The following is a 19,261-nucleotide window of genomic DNA, read 5'->3' on the forward strand; positions in this document are numbered from 1 at the left end:
ATTAATACAAAAACAATACTTGCTTAAAGGGTTTCATTTGTAATAATTTTTAAAAAAATTCGTAAAAATTCGTGTAATTCGTGGCAGGAAAAACATCCTGACGCTATCCCCAATAGTCAGGACATTATTATCTTAATCTTTAAAAGCTGATGCAACTCCGGTAACAATATTGGCGGTGCCAAAAGCAAATAATCCAGAAGCAATTGCCGTTTGTCCAGAGAAGAATTGACTCTCTCGAATTACTAGGCTAAAAATTGTTCCTCCAGCCAATCCGGCAATCAGGCCTAAGCCAATTGTCGAAATAATCCACCACGGTTCTGGTTCAGGAATTGGCGGTTTTTTCAAGAATTTTCGCCACCAGCCTGGGTACTTTGTACCGCACCAGCCCATGGCTAAGAAAAAAGCAGTTTCCATAATAATTTGTTTTATATGTTGCCTACTCATTTGCTTTTCGGCTTCCGCATTAAATTGAAGTAAAAATACAGAAGGCTGATTGGGAATTAACAAGGTAAATTACCGTTTTTAAAAGGGGAAAAACACGGTATTTATTAGTTTACTTAAATCTTTATTTTTCTGTTAAAATTAAACTATATTCGCTTTAAGAAAATCAGCCGCTAGATTTTTTTGAGCCCAAAAACATTAAACCTACATAGAATGAAAATTTTAAAATTACTTTTAATCTGCAGTATCTTTTTTGCTGCAGCACAATCACACGCCCAAGTTCACGTAGATCAAATTACACACAATTCTAAAGAGCGTTATATTACTACTACAATGAACTATCCAGTTGCAGGAACTTTTGCGCCAATTGGTCAAAAACAACCTATTACGGTATTAAATCCTGACGGAACAGGTTTTATTCAGGCAGAAGATTTAAGCAAACAAAAAATCAATTGGGGAATCGAATGTACAGAAGAAGGTGTTCCTGTTTTTAAGGAAGGCTTCAATAGTGCTTCGTACACATTTTGGTACCGTCCAAATGATGGAGAGGAATGGTATTACTCTCAATTTTCTATTCATTTTGCTAAGAAAAAAATGTTCTTAATGGGAGAAAGGGTTAAAGAATATGAAGATTACAACGTTCAATAATCTGCCAAAAAACGGCTTACTATTAAACATTTCTCTATTTTTCTTAAAATTTACTATAAAAAAGAAAACGTTTTCGTTGATTTTTAATAGTCTATATAAATTTTCCCATAAAATTCCATAAAATAAAAAATTATACCTAAATTTTATTTAATTTGCAGTAAAATTCAATATATTAAACATGGTTTCAATCACACGCCTTTTTGATTTTCCCTATTATCAACAAGAAACTTACAATCTCCAAGTTGCTTTGGCAACGAAAAAAAATGGAGTTTGGGAAAAAACATCCACCCAAGAATATATTGCAAAAGCAAATGCTGTTTCGAGAGCATTATTGCGCATGGGCGTTCAGAAAGATGATAAAATTGCTTTAATTACTTCAAATAATAGAAGCGAATGGAATATAATGGATATTGGTATTTTGCAGACAGGTGCGCAGAATGTTCCTATTTATCCAACCATTGCTGAGGAAGATTATGAATATATTTTAAATCACAGCGGCAGTATGTACTGTTTTGTTTCTGATGATGAAGTATATCAAAAAGTGCAGGCGATTAGAGCTAATGTACCAACTTTAAAAGAGGTTTATTCTTTTAATGAAATTCCAGGCTGTAAACACTGGTCGGATTTATTATTATCAGGAGAAGACGAAAGCAACCAAAATGAAGTTGAAGCCAGAAAAGAAAGCATCAAAACTGATGATTTGGCTACAATTATTTATACTTCTGGAACAACAGGAAAACCAAAAGGTGTAATGCTTTCTCATAAAAATATCGTTTCAAATGTTTTGGACAGTGCGCCAAGAATTCCGTTTGATCCAGGAAAAAGTACCGCTTTGAGCTTCTTGCCAATCTGCCATATTTTTGAGAGAATGATTTTGTACATCTATCAATATTATGGTGTTTCGGTTTATTTTGGAGAATCGATTGAAAAAATTAGCGATAACTTAAAAGAAGTTCGACCAACAGTTATTACTGCTGTTCCGAGACTTTTAGAAAAAGTATACGATAAAATTTATGCTAAAGGAGCTGAACTAACAGGCATCAAGAAAAAACTATTTTTCTGGGCTATTGATTTAGGTCTAAAATACGAACCGTACGGAGCAAATGGTTTCTGGTATGAATTTCAATTAAAAATCGCCCGCAAACTTATTTTTAGTAAATGGAAAGAAGGTTTGGGCGGCAATTTAGATTTAATGGTTTCTGGAAGTGCTGCTTTACAACCTCGTTTAACGAGAGTTTTTGCTGCTGCAGAAATTCCGGTAATGGAAGGTTACGGTTTATCTGAAACTTCTCCAGTAATTGCCGTAAACGATCAAAGAAACAAAGGATTTAAAATTGGAACCGTTGGAAAACCAATCCGTAACCTTGAAGTTAAAATTGCCGAAGACGGTGAAATTTTATTAAAAGGTCCGAACGTTATGCTTGGTTACTACAAAGATCCAGAAAAAACAGCCGAAGCTATTATAGACGGTTATTTCCATACTGGAGATATTGGAGAAATTGACAGCGAAGGTTTTCTAAAAATTACGGATCGTAAAAAAGAAATGTTCAAAACTTCTGGAGGTAAATATATTGCACCGCAAATGATCGAAAATGCCATGAAACAATCTCGTTTTATTGAGCAGATTATGGTTGTTGGTGAAGGTGAAAAAATGCCTGCTGCTTTTATTCAGCCAAACTTTGAGTTTGTAAAAGAATGGGCTAAAATCCATAAAATTACTTTAGGAAATTCAACAGCCGAAATAGCTTCTAATCCAGATGTTATTAAACGTATTGATACCGAAATTGAGGAAATCAACAAAAAATTTGGACACTGGGAACAAATCAAACGTTTTGAGCTTACGCCAGATGTTTGGTCTATCGACGGCGGACAATTGACTCCAACGCTGAAATTAAAACGTAAAATTATTAAAGAGATTTACAAGGATCTTTATGCTAAAATATATGGTCAGAATTAAATCAAAATAATATAACCAAAGAAAACGGCTGTCTCAATTAAGACAGCCGTTTTTAATTTTGGAGACACCAATGCAAAATTTTAGCGATGTTTTTCGCATCGTCAATTCCTCTATGATGTGTTCCTTCCAGCGGAATATTCAAAACATGTAAGGCACCGTTCATTCCGGTTGGTTTTTGCAAACCAAATTTTTCGGCGAAATGAGTTTTTACATTGATATGCTCATCTGCCATTGGATATGGTATCCCAAACGATTTACATTGCTTTTGAAGCATATTCAAGTCATACTGACCGTAACTTGCCCAAGTGTACAAATCGGGATTGTACTCGTCTATTAACACATTAATGGCTTCTTCAAAAGAAACGCCATTTTTATCCAGTAATTCCTGGGTAATAGTGGTTAACTCTGTACAAAACGGACTTACACTTGAACGCTGCGGTTTTATCAAGATGCCTTTATTCTTGGAAATTTCTCCCGTTCTGGCATCTAAAACCGCTAATCCGATTTCTATAATTTCATTTTCCTGACCCTTTGGGACCGCACTTTGCCAGCATGTGGCTTCTAAATCGATAATAATAATTTTATCTGTTGTTTTCATTTTTTTAATTTTTAATAATTGTGTTTAATTTTTAACCGCAAGGGACGCTAAGATTTACGCTAAGGAACGCTAAGATTAATTTTCTCGCAGATTTAGCAGATTGAGCAGATTGAGCAGATTTTAAAAATCCTTTTAATCTTTTATCCGATAACTTTCGGGAGTGGCTAAAAACTTTGCGCTTTTGCGTCTTGGCGTGATTTTCTTAGCAAAAAACTTTAATTTTTTTCTCTCGCAGATTTAGCAGATTGAGCAGATTTTTTAATAATCCATTAATCTTTTATCCCGATAACTATCGGGAGTGGCTAAAAACTTTGCGCTTTTGCGTCTTGGCGAGATTTTCTTAGCACTAAACTTTAATTTTTTTTCTCTCGCAGATTTAGCAGATTTAGCAGATTTTTTTACTAATCCATTAATCTTTTATCCCGATAACTATCGGGAGTGGCTAAAAACTTTGCGCTTTTGCATCTTGGCGAGATTTTCTTAGCACAAAACTTTAATTTTTTTTCTCTCGCAGATTTAGCAGATTTAGCAGATTTTTTTAATAATCCATTAATCTTTTATCCCGATAACTTTCGGGAGTGGCTAAAAACTTTGCGCTTTTGCGTCTTGGCGAGATTTTCTTAGCACTAAACTTTAATTTTTTTTCTCTCGCAGATTGAGCAGATTGAGCAGATTTTAAAAATCCTTTTAATCTTTTATCCGATAACTATCGGGAGTGACTAAAAACTTTACGCTTTTGCGTCTTGACGTGATTTTCTTAGCACTAAACTTTAATTTTTTTTCTCTCGCAGATTTAGCAGATTGAGCAGATTTTTTAATAATCCATTAATCTTTTATCCGATAACTTTCGGGAGTGGCTAAAAACTTTGCGCTTTTGCGTCTTGGCGAGATTTTCTTAGCACTAAACTTTAATTTTTTTTCTCTCGCAGATTTAGCAGATTGAGCAGATTTTAAAAATCCATTTAATCTTTTATCCGATAACTTTCGGGAGTGGCTAAAAACTTTGCGCTTTTGCGTCTTGACGAGATTTTCTTAACACAAAACTTTAATTTTTTTTTCTCTCGCAGATTTAGCAGATTGAGCAGATTTTAAAAATCCATTTAATCTTTTATCCGATAACTATCGGGAGTGGCTAAAAACTTTGCGCTTTTGCGTCTTGGCGTGATTTTCTTAGCAAAAAACTTTAATTTTTTTTCTCTCGCAGATTTAGCAGATTTTTTTACTAATCCATTAATCTTTTATCCCGATAACTATCGGGAGTGGCTAAAAACTTTGCGCTTTTGCGTCTTGGCGAGATTTTCTTAGCACTAAACTTTAATTTTTTTTCTCTCGCAGATTTAGCAGATTGAGCAGATTTTTTAATAATCCATTAATCTTTTATCCGATAACTTTCGGGAGTGGCTAAAAAACTTTGTGGCTTAGTCCCGATAGCTATCGGGATCGAGGCAAAAAAGACTTAAAAGAACATACTTTTAAAATCTAGAAAGAAACTTCTTTTCTTAGACTCTTTTCCAGACTTTTCCTTTTTTGAAGCACTTTTCTTTTCAAAGACTGCTTTAGCTTTCTCGATCCGTTTAGCTGGTTTTGTTTCTTCAGTTTTAGAATTTTCGTAAAACTTTTTGAAAGGACGAGGATGAAAATCAACCAAAATTGCCGCCATATTAATAGCATCAATGTTTGACGGATCTGTTTCTCCTTTAAAGAAAGTTTCGATAGGTCTAAACTTATCTTTTTTCTCCTTAAACTTATTCTTTTTGTTATGATCGAAATCTAAACCCAAAAGATTACTGAAGACATTCAAATCATCTTTCGTTGGGTTATTTTCGAAAATTAACCAGCACAAATCACGAAGTTTTCCTCGAGAAGGTTTGTACAAATAATCAAAGTATTTCCCTTCTTTTTCGGTCTCGTATTTTTTTCTAATTGCTTTTTTATATTTTTCTAATGTATTGTTTTGCATGGTATTTTATTTTTTTGCAATTCTTGGGAATCTCAGGAAATCGAAGGCTTTTCTGGGAAATCCAATATCACAAAAGTTTAAAAGCACCCTTGCTTTACCAGAGAAATATCTCTATATGATATATATAATTTTCCGAAAATCTACCTTTTCTTTCCATAGGTTAATAAGCTCCAAATCCATTTTTTTAATCGAGGCAAATGGCGGTTCACTAAACTCCACTTTATCTGTTTGACCACTGCGGTCTGACCTAAGTCCTATTTCTTGATTCATCCTTAAATTTTTATTATTAAACTTTTTTTTCTGCCGCTAAGGCGCTAAGACACTAAGTTTTCTTTTTATCTTTTGTTAAAAATCTTTGCGACTTTGTGCCTTTGCGGCTAAACAATTGGCACAAAAAAAGCACCCAATTAAAGGTGCTTCATAACAAATACGATATAACTATCCTATTGCCTATATTGATGCACCGACATGTAAAAGCATTCACGATCCGAAGTCGAGGCTGCTAATCCTAGGTTGTGTATGTATAATTTAAAACTCATTTTTATATTTTTTATATTGTTATTGCAATTGTTATTGTTATTGCAACTGTTGTTGTTGTTTACTGAAACATTTTGTTTCGATTTTGTTTGGCAAAGATATGATGGAAAAAATCATTTTTCCAAATATTTTTTAAGATTATTTTTCTGACTATCAAGTAGTTATAACCAAAATTAAAACAAAGAAATTCCTGTCCGCATACTGGTGCAGATCGCTGTTTGTATCAAATGACTGTTACTCATCAAATTACTTTTCAAGGCTGTATTTCGCTATTTTGTTTAATCATTAAACATTTGGTCAATTATTTTTTTAATTATTTTTAGTTATTGGTTTCTTTTCAATCATTTTCTTGTCCTGTTGAACGTTTTCTTTTGTCCTGTTGAGCGAAGTCGAAACACTCGCAAACTATTTCATCAAAAAAAAAGCGTCCCAAAATCAGGACGCTTTTATATTTTATGTTGAGTTAAACTCTAAAATTTACATTTCAATTTCATAAAAATACAGACAGCGTCCTGAAACCTCAGCTGGAAAATCTCCGGCTAAATATTCAAGGCTTAGTTTTGCTGAAAGTATCATTTGTATTTTTTCTATTTTTAATTACAGAGACAAATGTAGTATATTTTATATAAATTTAGAATACATGGCTAATTTATTACTAAAAAAAATTAATAATTTTTTTAACCAAAATATTCATCGGAATTTATATTATTAATTTTATTTTTGAAAATACATATATACAATCTTATAAAATAAGTTCATCAAAATAGCATGAAAAAATACCTTAAATACATAGATGGAAATTCAGATAAATTCTGGGAAATTGAAACAGCAGGATTAAATTATACTGTCACTTATGGAAAAAATGGAACTGCTGGAACATCTCAAACAAAAACCTTCGCTACTGAAGAAGAATGTTTAAAAATGGCTGAAAAAATACTAGCCGAAAAAATAAAAAAAGGATATTCTGAAAATGGAGAAGTCGATGTAACTGCTAAACCAAAATCGGAAAAAAGCAAAAATTCTGATGAAGTTATAGAAGAGTATGATGCTATTCTTAAATCAAAAAAGATTTCGCTGCTGCTTCCTTTTCTGAAAGAAAAATCAAAAGGGAATATCGAAGTTTTAAAAAAGCATATTAAAAAATGTAAACGTTACTGGATGACGTATACAGATTTATCTAAAGATCCTGGTTATAAAAAATCAGGAAAACACGATTATGGCTGGGGAACCCGCGGTGATAAATCGCAAAATGAAATTATTACTTTAAGCGCAATTGCCTTATTTGACAAAACCGATATTAATTCGTGGGACGAAGCCTTAGGTTTATTAAATGAATTAGAAGCTAAACACGAGGTTTTAGAAATATTATTGTGGGCAAAACCTAATTGGATAGAAACTTTTATTCTGGATAAAATTAAAAGACAAGACTGGGTAAATGTTAGTTATGCTGTATTGCGTCAACTTGAAAAACACGATTTATTACAATTTAATCCCGAATTATATGCTTTAAGTATTGCTTCAAATAATGAATGGCAGTCAAAGATTAAAACTCCAGACTTCATAAATTCGATACTAAATGATGAAATAAGTTATAAAAGAGATATTCCAGAATTGTTTAATTATGAAACCAATCTTCATAATAACTTTTTTAGATATAAAGACACCGATAAATACAATGATCACAATCTTTGGGAAGTTGTCTACAAATCATTATTGGATGATAAAAAAATGGAGCGCAGTTTTTTTATCGAAAATGCCATTTTAATTCAAACCAAAGAATGGAACAATAACCTTAAATCATTTTTCAGAAAAAGGTTAGAAGAATTTACTGTTACCGCTGATGAACTTGTCATTTATCAGGAAAATATATTTAGTTTTTTTCACAACGCTTATCCGCCAATTACAAGTTATGGTGTAGAGCTTGTTAAAAAAATATACGATCATCCAAAGTTTAAAACCAAATCATTTTTAGAATGGCTTGAACCAATGATGATGCGCAGCGACTGCAAGGCAGCGATAAAAAACGTTTTGCCTGTTTTAGAGAAATTAAGCAAATCAAATCCAAAATTAAATACAGCAGTTTCGTCAATTATTGCAGATGTATATGTGATATCTGATTTGGCTTTGCAGGAAAGAGTCACTAAAATAATTTCAAAAATTGGATCTGCAAAAGATAAAACTTTCAAGGAAAAACTGAATTCATACGTTACTTTAATGCAGGGAAACATCAAATCGCAATTGAGTCAATTTCTCGATGAAGATGCATTAGTGATTGATGATGCTGCTTTTGAAGAATATCTTTATAATCCTAAAAAAGAGTTAGTATTAACAGAAGAAGTCCAGCTGCCAAAAGACTGGAATGATATTGTTTTTCAGTTTGGAAATTTCATTGGTTCTGAAGAAGTTTTAGATACCGAAATATTGATGAATGTCTACATTTCGCAAAGAGATTTATTCCCTTCAGGTTCTGCAGCACAATTACAGCCTTATGAAAAACAGCTTCAAAAGCATTATTTTGAAAGCGTTCATAAAAATTTCATGAAGTCCTTTTTATTGCAGAAAATTCATAATATAAATGGTAAATATGATAGTAATTTCAAACATTATTCCAGAATTAATACGCTGACTTTAATTAAGTCTTTATTAGAAAAAGTACAGCAAAAAATAGAGCAAAATTCTACTTTGCCCCTTCTCTCTTTCCCGAGTCATAAACCGTATTGGGTTGCACCAAAAGTTTTATTGGAAAGAGTTATCGAATATCAAAAAACAAAGGAAGAAATCGATTCTGTAGATTTAGCTATTGCGATCGCACGTATGCCTAGGGAAAACATTGAAGAAGCTATTCCGTTATTGGATCAGATTGAAGGCGAAATCAAACCGCTTTTATCATTTTGTCTGGGCGTAAGTGAAAAGCTGGAATTAGACTCTGTTTCCTTGTTTTCAAAACTTCTGGCGACTATGGGCAAAACTACAAAAGAAACGGGTAATCTTTCTCTTTGGGCTGTTGCTGCCAGAACTTTTTATCCAAATGAAACTTTCCCTCAATTTGAAAATACGTATTTAAAAGATGTTCCGTTTGTAGCTGCTCCTTTTGTACCTCAAATAAAATTTAAAGAAAAATGGAATGAATGGACTAATTATCAAACTAAAGAAAAAGAGAGAACTCCTTCTTGGTATGAATTAAAATTAGATTTTCCGAACTATTCAAAAATTCCAAATTATTTACTTTATAGTCAGGATATTTACAGTCGTTCAAACAGTTGGGATTATGGTCTGAATCACTCTGGAAATACTTTTTACTGGCATAGTTTAACACCACAAAATTCCGATGCATTAGGGCTGATTTTGCTCCATAATTCTACAATTGCTGATGGTTCCAAACCAGAATTAAAAGGATTTTTGGATGTCATGAACAGACCCGAATTTAGATTCTCAGAAACAACAACCTTACTATTTGCTGCTTGTTTCTTTCAGGAAAAGAAAGATTTACGATTAATGGCTTCTGAAGTATTAATTAATATAGTCGAAAAACAAGCCTTAGATATAGACTTATTTTCTCAAAAAATTGCATTGCTTGCTTCTGAAAAATATGGTGTATTTTTACGATTAGTTGATGGCTTAACTGCCATGAAAGATGTTTCTCCAGTACACAATGCAGCTTTGCTTCGACTATTAAATGCATTTTTTGAGAATCTTCAACTAAAAGAAAAACTGCCAACAAATTTTAAAAAAATCGTAGAAAATTATATTGACGTTTTAACAAAAACAAACCAAAAAGCTTCTCCAAAAGCAATTGCTTTTTTTGAACAATGGAAAGATAATACAGCGCTTAAATCGTTGATTAAGCAAATTTTAAAATAAAGAAAATGACCGACTTAGAATATAATTATAAAGGAATTTCGACGTACAGTAAAACAAAAGGAATCAACAATCTGGTTTTGGCACATCAAACCGAAATTGAAGAAGTAAACAATATTACCTGCTTTTTCTGGGGAAGTTTGACAGATCCTTATGTTACGGCTAAATGCTGGAGTACAATTGCGAAAGTCGTGCGATCTAGTTTTGGACCAATTCCGCCAAGTCTTCGCGACCCAATTGTTTCGGCAGGATCTGAGCGTTTGCGTTTTGAAGGATTTTCGTCTTGCAATGGTGTTTACGTGCGCCTTGATATGAAACCAGAAGCTATTGATGGTGAATTTATTGCCAGCGGAACTACCAATGTCGATTTTAACGACCCAATGCTGAATGCTTTGAATGCCATTCAGAAAAACGAAAAAGTAACACTTGCCGTTGGTCAGCAGGATGTTCAGGTTATTACAAGCAAAGCAAAAGTTACAGAGAAAAAAGTTACACTGCCAATGCGCTGGATAAAAGGTTTGACCAGCGTACAGCTTTATCTGGCGGACATGGATATTAAATTTGAATTGAATAAAATTCAGACGATTCAGTTATTTCAAAGTTTGCCAAAAGGAAGCGTAAAAGGCGATTTCTTCATAACCAAAAGAGCCGGAAAATTTATGTTTTCGACTTTGGCTACAGCAGACAGCGTGAGAATTGGCGGCGTACAAAGGTTACGATTGTTAGAAGGAATTCTCGCCATTGTAGATAAAATTTTCATCTACGAATCGGCAGACAAACAAACTTGTGCCATAGTTGCTGAGTTTGGAAAAATGCAGCTTTTAATGGCTTTTTCTCCAGATTCGTATCGCGGCTTTTCGGGCGAAGGAAATGTATTGGAAACCATGACTGAAAATTTACCAATAGAATGGGTTTACGGCTTAGACAGTTTACTAAAATCAAATGAAACTTTTGACCCAACGATGCTTTCTATCGAAAATGACATTGATTTTGGAACAATGGATAACCTGACATCTAATTTATCTTCGATGGGGTTATTGGGTTACGATTTAAGCGAAAAATCACATTTTTACAGACGTCTTCCTTTTAAAACAGAACGTATTTTATCTTTAAATCCGAGGCTTAAAAATGCTAAAAAACTTATTGATAATGAAGATATTGAAATCATCGAAAAAAGAGCCAATTATATCGAAGCCAAAGTAAAAGGTTCTGGCGTTTTACACAAAGTTATTATCGACGATTCCTCGCAAAGATGTACCTGCGACTGGTTTACGGCATATCAAGGCAAAAGAGGAATCTGTAAGCATATTTTGGCCGTGAAGATGACGGTTTCTTAAAGAATTTACTTTTTATTTATAAATAAAATCGCCCTCAGAAAGGGCGATTTTTTAATTTAAAAACTACAGTTTTTTTGTTGTTATAATTTGATACCGAGACAAGCTTTCTGAATCTGCTTTTCTGAAAATGGCGATAAGGCTTCTGCCAGATTTCGGCTGGTTCTTAAACAGCTCAGTATTTTTTGCCTTAAATTGATATCGTCGCCAAACTCTGTATGCATTAAAAGCTCGAAGATTTCCTGCAAATAAATGGGCTGTTCTTTGTAATCTCCCTCAAACAATTCGTCTGAAAGGAAATTAATTACGGATGGCACTACATCACGATGTGTTGGTTTTTGATTTTCTTTTGACATACGGAAAATATTAAACGCACGAAACCCTCATCTTCGGTTGTGTCAAAACATTTCTAGGAATGCGATAAGGGCTATCACTAGCTCCTTCAACGTGAATGAGGGCTTCGCTTATTATTAACTTATATTAAGTTTTCAGGATATAATCCTAGATTTATTTTGACAACACAAATATAAGTTTTTATTTCAAAAAGAAAGAAATAACTTACATTAATTCTTTTTTAAATTACAATGCTTAATCAAGATTGGAAAACAAAGATAGAAATTATTACTGGTGATATAATTATTCTCTAACTTCAATCAAATTTTAAAATTTCTACTCTCAAATTATTGCACAAAATAAATTCCTTATAAGAATTTACTCATTCGCATGAAATTTTAATTTACATTTATAAAACCTAAAATAAACCTGACATATGAATGAAATTACTCTTGAAAATATTCAAAATTTAAAAGCAATTCAACTAACTCAGCTTTTATTAAAACTACTTCATTTAGAATATAAAAAATACGATTTTCCACATTGTTACATCAATGTCCCACAAAATATAACAACAGCAGATGGTGGTGAAGATGGTAGAATAAATACTACAGACTTTAGAGAATCTAGGTGGATTAAAAATAATTATTGCCTTTTTCAAAGTAAAGCTACAAAAATGGGAATTCCAGATTGTAAAAAAGAAATCTTAAAAGAAACAAAAGGCAAGAAAACTGAATATGAATTAAAATCTCAGCTGAATGAAGTTTTTGAGAATAATGGAACATATATTCTGTTTACAACTGATGCTTATGTTGAAAATAATCTAAATCAACGGGTAGCTGCTTTAAGAGAAGCAATAGAATTAGCAAAAGGAAAAGAATTTGCAGAGAAATGTAAAATAGAAATCTATGACGCAAATTTAATAAGGGACTGGACAAACGAATATATTTCCGCGATTTCATATGTACAACATTGTTTTGGAATTACAAAGCCAAATGGTTTATTAATTTGGGAAGAGTTAAAAAGCTATATAAATAATAGTAATAGCTTTAAATCTAACTCTGAGATTGATTCTATAATAGATCAAGTTAGAAATGACATTTTAGCAGAGAAAAAAAATATAAGAATAGAAGGAGTTTCAGGCATAGGCAAAACTAGGTTGATTTGTGAAGCTCTTTCTCCAGGTGAAAAAGACAGTTTAGGTAATTTTGACATTAATAGAAAGTCTATTTCTGACAGTGTTATATATTTTGATATAGGAATTGGAAATCATCAAAATGTAATTGATTTTGTTAGAAGTTCCGTCTCAAATTATCCTGCCATACTTGTGCTTGACAATTGCGAACCTATTTATCATGATTCATTCTTAAATGAAGTTCAACGTGGAAACAGTCTGATTAAATTAATAACCATTGACTATGAAAAATGTAATTCAAGATCTCATGAAAATTGCAAAATTATTGAATTAAAGAGTTCATATTTTAATTCTGTTGTAGAAGAAATTTTAAAAGAAAAATATGCTAATCAACTAAATGATGTAGAGATTAAATATCTTATAGAATTTTCTGACGGCAATCCTAAAATGGCTATTCAATTTGTGAAAGCAGCTTTGCAAAATCTTAATTTAAGTGATAGTTTTGACGATAAACTTCTAGAGAAATTAATTTTTGGAAGAAGTGCTGTAAATCATATTGAATTTCAAAATTTAAAACTGTTCTCTGTCTTTAAGTATTTTGAATTTCCTGATGATTCATATTTTAGCATTAATGAATCTCATTACAAACAACTCCTAGAACATTCAACTTTTTTTACTCAATTTCTAAAATCTGCACCTAATGATGTAAGACTAGTACTCAAAAAATATTTAGAAAAAGGAATTCTAGAACGAAGAGGAAATAAAATAGTAATTAGACCAAATCCCTTATCTCTTAAACTATCTCTAATCTTTTGGGATGAGCTTCCTCCGTATGAATATCAAAATTTCATTGAGAGTATACCACAAACATTGATATCACCTCTAACAGAACAATTACAATTGTTAGGAAATGTTGGAAATGCAAAACATTTAGTCGAAATAACATGGGGTGTTAATGGAAATTTTTCAACAGCGGAAATTTTAAATTCTAGAATAGGTTCACAACTTTTTCGCTCGGTTGCTACAGTGAATCCAAAAGAGATTATAAAAGTTTTTGTAAAGCATTATTTAGATAAACCTAAAAGTTATCTGGAAAGCATCAAAGAAGGCAGACAAAATTTAGTTTGGGCTCTTGAGAGATTATGTTATAGAGAAGAAACATTTACACAAGCTTCTCAGGTTTTAATGTGTTTTGCCGCTGCTGAAATTGAAACATATTACAGTAATAATTCCACTCATTATTTTACGCAACTCTTTCGAATACTTCTTGCAGGTACTGAAGTTAATTTTGAGCCGAGAATTAATGTATTAAAATGGGCTTTGAATAAAAATGATGATGATTTCAATTTATTAATTTTAAAAGCAAGTGAAAGAGCTTTTACCCCAAGTCATAATCTACATAAAATGTTAGGTGCAGAAAACCAAGGAGGATTAGTACCTTTAATTGACTATAGACCAAAATCACCAGATGAAATTAATAATTACAGAAAAGAGATTATAGAAATTTTAATGAAATTTGTTGAAACAGAAAATCCTCATCAATTAGCTGCACAACGGATAATTTATAATAATGTTCATGATTTGTTTGAGTTTAATTTTAATCTTTACTATTTAAAAAGAACACTAAATATAATAATAACAAAGATTGTGGATCGCAATGACATGATAAAAAGTTTATACAACCAAATTAGCATGTTACGCTTAAATGGAACTCAAAGAGATTTTATTTCAGAATTTATAGACTCATTAAAAACTAATTCTATAGAAGAAAGAATTTTATATAATGTATCAGAACCAAAATTTATAATTAAAACTTCAAGAGATGAAAATGAGTTCGATAATAAAGGTAAAATCATTGCAGAAAAGTTTGCACAGGATATAATAAATGAAGGAATCGACCTAAAACCATATTTTGTTAATTTATTAACTGGAAATCAATATCATGCATTTGATTTTGGGAAAAAATTATGTGATTTAAAAGGATATGATGAAAATTTTATTAATCAATTATTGGAAGAGGCACTACTTTTAGAAGGAAAATCCTTCAATATATCTTTCCTATATGGTTTTGTCTCAGCACTCAGCAATAAACAAATTTTAAAAATATTTAATGATCTAATTGACAAAAGATCAAGTTTTTCATTTTTTATATTTCGTTTACTAGAAATTGACTTTTCAAATGTCTTGAAATTAATAAATCTTTTAAAAGAAAGTGATATTAGCCCCGAAAACTTAAATATTATTAAGCACGAGATAATTCAATTAAATTATAAAGATTTAATAAATTATTTTAAGGTTATAAATCAGTTTGATAACGGACCTTTAATAATATTTGAAACTTTTCATCATTATCTATGGAACATTAAAAATGATGAAGAAATAATTCCTGCTGATTTACTTTCATATTTGAAAACCGTAATTGAAAAATCAAACCTGCTTTTAGTCATAAATAATAGTAATATTTTAAATCTTTATTCATGGGAAAAAATAGTAGATATACTGTTAGAAAAATTTAAAAATGAGTTAACGATAACTATTTCACATCAAATTGTTGAATATATTGCTTCTTCAATATTTAGTAGAGGAGATTATGAAATTGCAAAAATTGCAAATAAAACACTTTATTTAGATTTTGATAATTGTTGGTCAATATATTATGAATTAGTAAAAAATAAAAACTTAACTGGGTTTTGGGATGTTTTCAATATGAGTTTTATCAGTGGCACAGGTGCTCACCATCCTTTTTTCTCTGACGAAAAAAGAAATAAAAAACTTTTTGAATGGTTAAAGACTAATTCAGAAGCAGCTCCGTGGATTATAAGAGTAGCACCACTTTTTGCACATGATTCAACAAGTTGGTTTCCTTTTACAAAAACGTTAATTGATTTTTTTGGAGATGATGAGGACTTTATAAGTGAATTATCTTGTAATTTACATTCAATGTTTACATCTGGTTCACGTGTACCATATTTAGTGTCAAGAAAAAATTTAGTTGAAGAATTAAAAGTACATTTGATTCTGCGTGTTCGGAATTGGGCACAAGCAGAAATAGAAAATTATGAAAAAGAGATAAAGATTGAACAAATTAGTGACGAAGAAGGCTTTTTAGGATGGTAGTTAATATTCTAGATGTTAACAAAATAACACCTAACAGGTTTTAGAAACCTGTTAGGAAAACAAACCTAAATCCCAAAAAAGTTTTTAGAATTTCTCGTCGTTTCCTCCGTTACTTTAGCCAAAGTAATTCCTTTAAACTGTGCAATTGTTCCGGCAACATACGGCAGAAAAGCAGGTTCGCAACGGCGTTCGTGGTATTTCTTTAAGAGGCTGTTTGGGACATTTTTAGGAAGCATAAACGGCGCATCGGTTTCAATCATCATTCGGTCGAGCGGTACGTACTGAATGACTTCTTTTAAATGAGCGAAACGTTTGGCATCTGAAATCGCTCCCGTAAAACCCAGATAAAATCCGTTATCGAGATAGGTTTTGGCTTCTTGTAAACTTCCTGTAAAACAATGCACAACGGCTTTTGGCAATTGCGGTAAATAGTCATTGGTAATATTCATAAACGAATTAAAAGCGCTTCTTTCGTGCAAAAACAAAGGTTTCTGAACTTCAATAGCCAATTCTAATTGGGCTTTATAACATTCTTCCTGTTTGTTTCTGGGCGAAAAGTCACGATCAAAATCGAGTCCGCACTCGCCTACAGAAACGACTTGTTTTCTGTTTTAATAAATTCCGCAGTCGTGAAATGCTCTGCGCGTCAAAACTTTTCGCATCATGCGGGTGAATTCCTGCTGTAGCATATAATATTCCAGGATATTCTTTTGCTATTCGTGCAGATTCTTCACTGTTTCGTACGCTTGTTCCGGTTATTATCATTTGCGATACGTCGGCGTCGAGCGCGTTTTGTACGACATCGTCTATGTCGTTTTGGAATTGTTTATTGGTTAGGTTTATTCCTATATCTATATAATTCATTTTTTTTTGTTTTTTGCTTTTTGCCACGAAGGCACTAAGACACAAAGTTTTTTTTTATTCTTTGCGTTGGTTATTATTTTTTTTTTGCCACTAAGGCGCTAAGACGCTAAGTTTTTTGTTTTTAATCTCACAAAGTCGCAGTCCCGAGGCTTCGGGAGCAAAGTTTTTTTTTAGCCACAGATTAATATGATTAAAAAAAAATCAGCTGAATCTGCAATCCCGATAGCTATCGGGAGCGTGAAAAATTCTTTTTTGTTTTTTGCCACGAAGGCACTAAGACACAAAGTTTTTTTATTCTTTGCGTTGGTTATTATTTTTTGCCACTAAGGCGCTAGGACACTAAGTTTTTTTGTTTTTAATCTCGCAAAGTCGCGGTCCCGAGGCTTCAGGAGCTAAGTTTTTATTTCACGCTCCCGATAGCTATCGGGATTGCAGATTCTAGCAGATTTAAAATGATTTTTATAAATAATCTGCGAGCATCTGCTTAAATCTTTTTGAATCTGCGTGAAAAAATCTTTAACCGCAAAGTTTGTCATCCTGAGGAACGAAGGATCACATCCAATATTCCTCAAAGAGAATTGCCAATCTTTGTAGAGTTTCTAGTGTGATCCTTCGTTCCTCAGGATGACAAACTGGGTGTTACACGCACTGCAGTGCGCCTCTACACTGAAAACTGCCACTGCGACTAATCACTAAAAACAAGTCTCTACACTGAAAACTGCGACTGCGACTGATCACTAAAAATAAGTCTCTACATTGAAAACTGCGACTGCGACTGATCACTAAAAACAAGTCTCTACACTGAAAACTGCGACTGCCACTGATCACTAAAAGTAACTCTCTACACTGAAAACTGCCACTGCCACTGATCACTAAAAATAACTCTCTACACTGAAAACTGCGACTGCGACTGAACACTAAAATCAATCCTCTCGGCTCCCATCATCTGCCATTCTCACTAATTTCGGAGTGAATTTCGCTACAACATCAACCAAATCCTGTTGTGCTTCCATCACCTGATTGATATCTTTGTACGCCATTGGCGCTTCGTCCAATCCTGCTCCGATAAGTGTCACACCGTGATGCTGTAAAATCGATTTCATCTCGTTTTTAGTGATGCTTTTTATAGCTTTAGTTCTGCTCATTTGTCGTCCTGCTCCGTGTGAAGCCGAATTAATGGCGTTCTCCTCGCCTTTTCCTCTCACTAAAAATCCCGGTGCTGTCATACTTCCCGGAATGATTCCCATAACGCCTTTTCCGGCTGGAGTTGCGCCTTTTCTATGCACGATTACTTCTTCGCCGTTCCAGATTTCTTTCCACGCAAAATTATGGTGGTTTTCGACTTTGGCTAAAATTGTGGCACCCAGAGCGCGTTCCATTTTGTTATGGATAATTTCATGACAAGCCGAAGCGTAATCTCCCGCCAAATTCATTGCCATCCAGTATTCCTGACCCAATTGAGAATTCATATCTAAATACGCTAAGTTTTTTGCCGCTTCTGGAAGTTTACAAACGTCTTTTGCGATTTTGGTATAATGTCCCGCAATTGTAGCGCCCATTCCGCGTGAACCAGAATGTGTTAACAAAGCGAAATATTTCCCTTTTGGGATATTCAAAACGGCATCGTCTTTGGCAAATTCCATGATTCCGAATTCCACAAAGTGATTCCCGCCACCTGAAGATCCTAATTGCGACCAGGCTTTATCTTTCAAATTTTTCACAAACGGATTCATATTGAAAGTATCATTCTCCAAAACCGCATGATCTGATTTGTACTGACCGTGAAATCCGTGACCCGCTCCAAAAATAGAATTGGCGATTAATTCTTTTTTAAATTTAGCTTCATTTTCAAAGTAAAAATCTTCTGGAATATCGTAAACCGACAACGCCATTCTACACCCAATATCAACTCCAACGCCATACGGAATAATGGCATTTTTAGTGGCTAAAACTCCGCCAATCGGTAATCCGTAACCTTGGTGCGCGTCTGGCATCAATGCTCCGGCAACCGTAACGGGCAATTTCATGGCTACTTCCATTTGTTTTCTGGCTCCGTCTTCGATATGATCTAATCCGTAAGCCGAATACGCATTTGGATTTTCGTTTAACGCAATGAAATCTTCTGGTTTTTCATTTGATTTTTCGATTAAAGCCACAGCCAGTTTGCTGAAGATTTTATCATCTATATAATTCTCCGGAGTTTCTAAGACGTTTTTGAAATTTGCGATCATTTCGTCTCTAGTGAATCCGTTTCTTTTGCTGTTTATTTTTAAGGCAATCCCGATTATTTTTCCTTCTGGGAATCCTAATTCTAATATATCTGTACCGTTTATTTGTGTTTTCATTGTTTCTTTTTTAAAGGACAAAGGTTAAATGCTACTGCGCAGTTATTTTGCGTAGACACATTTAATTCTAAGTTTTTTTGCTCTACGAAGAGATAGTTCTCGCAAAGTCGCAGAGTCGCAAAGGTTTTTTTGCC

At 33.0% G+C, this 19,261-nt stretch carries 10 protein-coding genes and 1 pseudogene; 5 read left to right on the forward strand and 6 right to left on the reverse strand.

Features of this window, described 5'->3' with window-relative positions; translation table 11 throughout:
- Positions 1-132: 132 nt before the first annotated feature.
- A complete protein-coding gene (locus BSF42_RS03595; protein ID WP_141248427.1) occupies positions 133-414 on the reverse strand; it encodes a hypothetical protein in 282 nt (93 codons plus the stop codon).
- 240 nt (positions 415-654) lie between these two features.
- Between BSF42_RS03595 and BSF42_RS03600 the strand changes: the two genes are divergently transcribed.
- Positions 655-1,089: a hypothetical protein gene (locus BSF42_RS03600; protein ID WP_095951761.1), complete on the forward strand. Its 435-nt coding sequence runs from the start codon at positions 655-657 to the stop codon at positions 1,087-1,089.
- A gap of 178 nt (positions 1,090-1,267) precedes the next feature.
- A complete protein-coding gene (locus BSF42_RS03605) occupies positions 1,268-3,046 on the forward strand; it encodes a long-chain fatty acid--CoA ligase (protein WP_095951762.1) in 1,779 nt (592 codons plus the stop codon).
- 52 nt (positions 3,047-3,098) lie between these two features.
- Here the strand turns inward: BSF42_RS03605 and BSF42_RS03610 are convergent, their stop codons facing one another.
- The gene (locus tag BSF42_RS03610; protein WP_095951763.1) at positions 3,099-3,644 is read right to left on the reverse strand and encodes a 3'-5' exonuclease; all 546 of its coding nucleotides are present in this window, start codon (positions 3,642-3,644) and stop codon (positions 3,099-3,101) included.
- Between the two features lie 1,456 nt (positions 3,645-5,100).
- Complete coding sequence (locus BSF42_RS03615; RefSeq protein WP_095951764.1) at positions 5,101-5,604, reverse strand: hypothetical protein; 504 nt, start codon at positions 5,602-5,604, stop codon at positions 5,101-5,103.
- Between the two features lie 1,305 nt (positions 5,605-6,909).
- Here BSF42_RS03615 and BSF42_RS03620 point away from each other — a divergent pair.
- A complete protein-coding gene (locus BSF42_RS03620; RefSeq protein WP_095951765.1) occupies positions 6,910-10,002 on the forward strand; it encodes a DUF6493 family protein in 3,093 nt (1,030 codons plus the stop codon).
- Between the two features lie 5 nt (positions 10,003-10,007).
- Positions 10,008-11,336 carry an SWIM zinc finger family protein gene (locus BSF42_RS03625; protein ID WP_095951766.1) on the forward strand — a complete coding sequence of 443 codons (1,329 nt, stop codon included), beginning with the start codon at positions 10,008-10,010 and terminating at the stop codon, positions 11,334-11,336.
- A gap of 80 nt (positions 11,337-11,416) precedes the next feature.
- Here the strand turns inward: BSF42_RS03625 and BSF42_RS03630 are convergent, their stop codons facing one another.
- Entirely contained in the window at positions 11,417-11,689 is a 273-nt protein-coding gene (locus BSF42_RS03630) for a hypothetical protein (protein WP_095951767.1), read from the reverse strand.
- Positions 11,690-12,102: 413 nt separating this feature from the next.
- On the opposite strand from BSF42_RS03630, the gene BSF42_RS03635 reads away from it, so the two are divergent.
- A complete protein-coding gene (locus BSF42_RS03635) occupies positions 12,103-15,918 on the forward strand; it encodes a hypothetical protein (RefSeq protein WP_095951768.1) in 3,816 nt (1,271 codons plus the stop codon).
- Between the two features lie 65 nt (positions 15,919-15,983).
- On the opposite strand, the pseudogene BSF42_RS03640 reads toward BSF42_RS03635, so the two are convergent.
- Together BSF42_RS03640 and BSF42_RS03645 are read right to left on the reverse strand one after the other, a co-directional pair.
- A pseudogene (locus BSF42_RS03640) lies at positions 15,984-16,782 on the reverse strand (TatD family hydrolase).
- 923 nt (positions 16,783-17,705) lie between these two features.
- Positions 17,706-19,127, reverse strand: coding sequence for an RtcB family protein (locus BSF42_RS03645; protein ID WP_095951769.1), 1,422 nt, complete (start codon positions 19,125-19,127; stop codon positions 17,706-17,708).
- Positions 19,128-19,261 lie beyond the last annotated feature (134 nt).

It is taken from the genome of Flavobacterium sp. ACN6, assembly GCF_002304005.1.
Classification (GTDB): domain Bacteria; phylum Bacteroidota; class Bacteroidia; order Flavobacteriales; family Flavobacteriaceae; genus Flavobacterium.

Coding starts and splice junctions, on each gene's coding strand:
- BSF42_RS03595 (WP_141248427.1), bottom strand. CDS start 414: ATGGAAACTGCTTTTTTCTTAGCCATGGGCTGGTGCGGTACAAAGTAC.
- BSF42_RS03630 (WP_095951767.1), bottom strand. CDS start 11,689: ATGTCAAAAGAAAATCAAAAACCAACACATCGTGATGTAGTGCCATCC.
- BSF42_RS03615 (WP_095951764.1), bottom strand. CDS start 5,604: ATGCAAAACAATACATTAGAAAAATATAAAAAAGCAATTAGAAAAAAA.
- BSF42_RS03625 (WP_095951766.1), top strand. CDS start 10,008: ATGACCGACTTAGAATATAATTATAAAGGAATTTCGACGTACAGTAAA.
- BSF42_RS03600 (WP_095951761.1), top strand. CDS start 655: ATGAAAATTTTAAAATTACTTTTAATCTGCAGTATCTTTTTTGCTGCA.
- BSF42_RS03610 (WP_095951763.1), bottom strand. CDS start 3,644: ATGAAAACAACAGATAAAATTATTATTATCGATTTAGAAGCCACATGC.
- BSF42_RS03620 (WP_095951765.1), top strand. CDS start 6,910: ATGAAAAAATACCTTAAATACATAGATGGAAATTCAGATAAATTCTGG.
- BSF42_RS03645 (WP_095951769.1), bottom strand. CDS start 19,127: ATGAAAACACAAATAAACGGTACAGATATATTAGAATTAGGATTCCCA.
- BSF42_RS03605 (WP_095951762.1), top strand. CDS start 1,268: ATGGTTTCAATCACACGCCTTTTTGATTTTCCCTATTATCAACAAGAA.
- BSF42_RS03635 (WP_095951768.1), top strand. CDS start 12,103: ATGAATGAAATTACTCTTGAAAATATTCAAAATTTAAAAGCAATTCAA.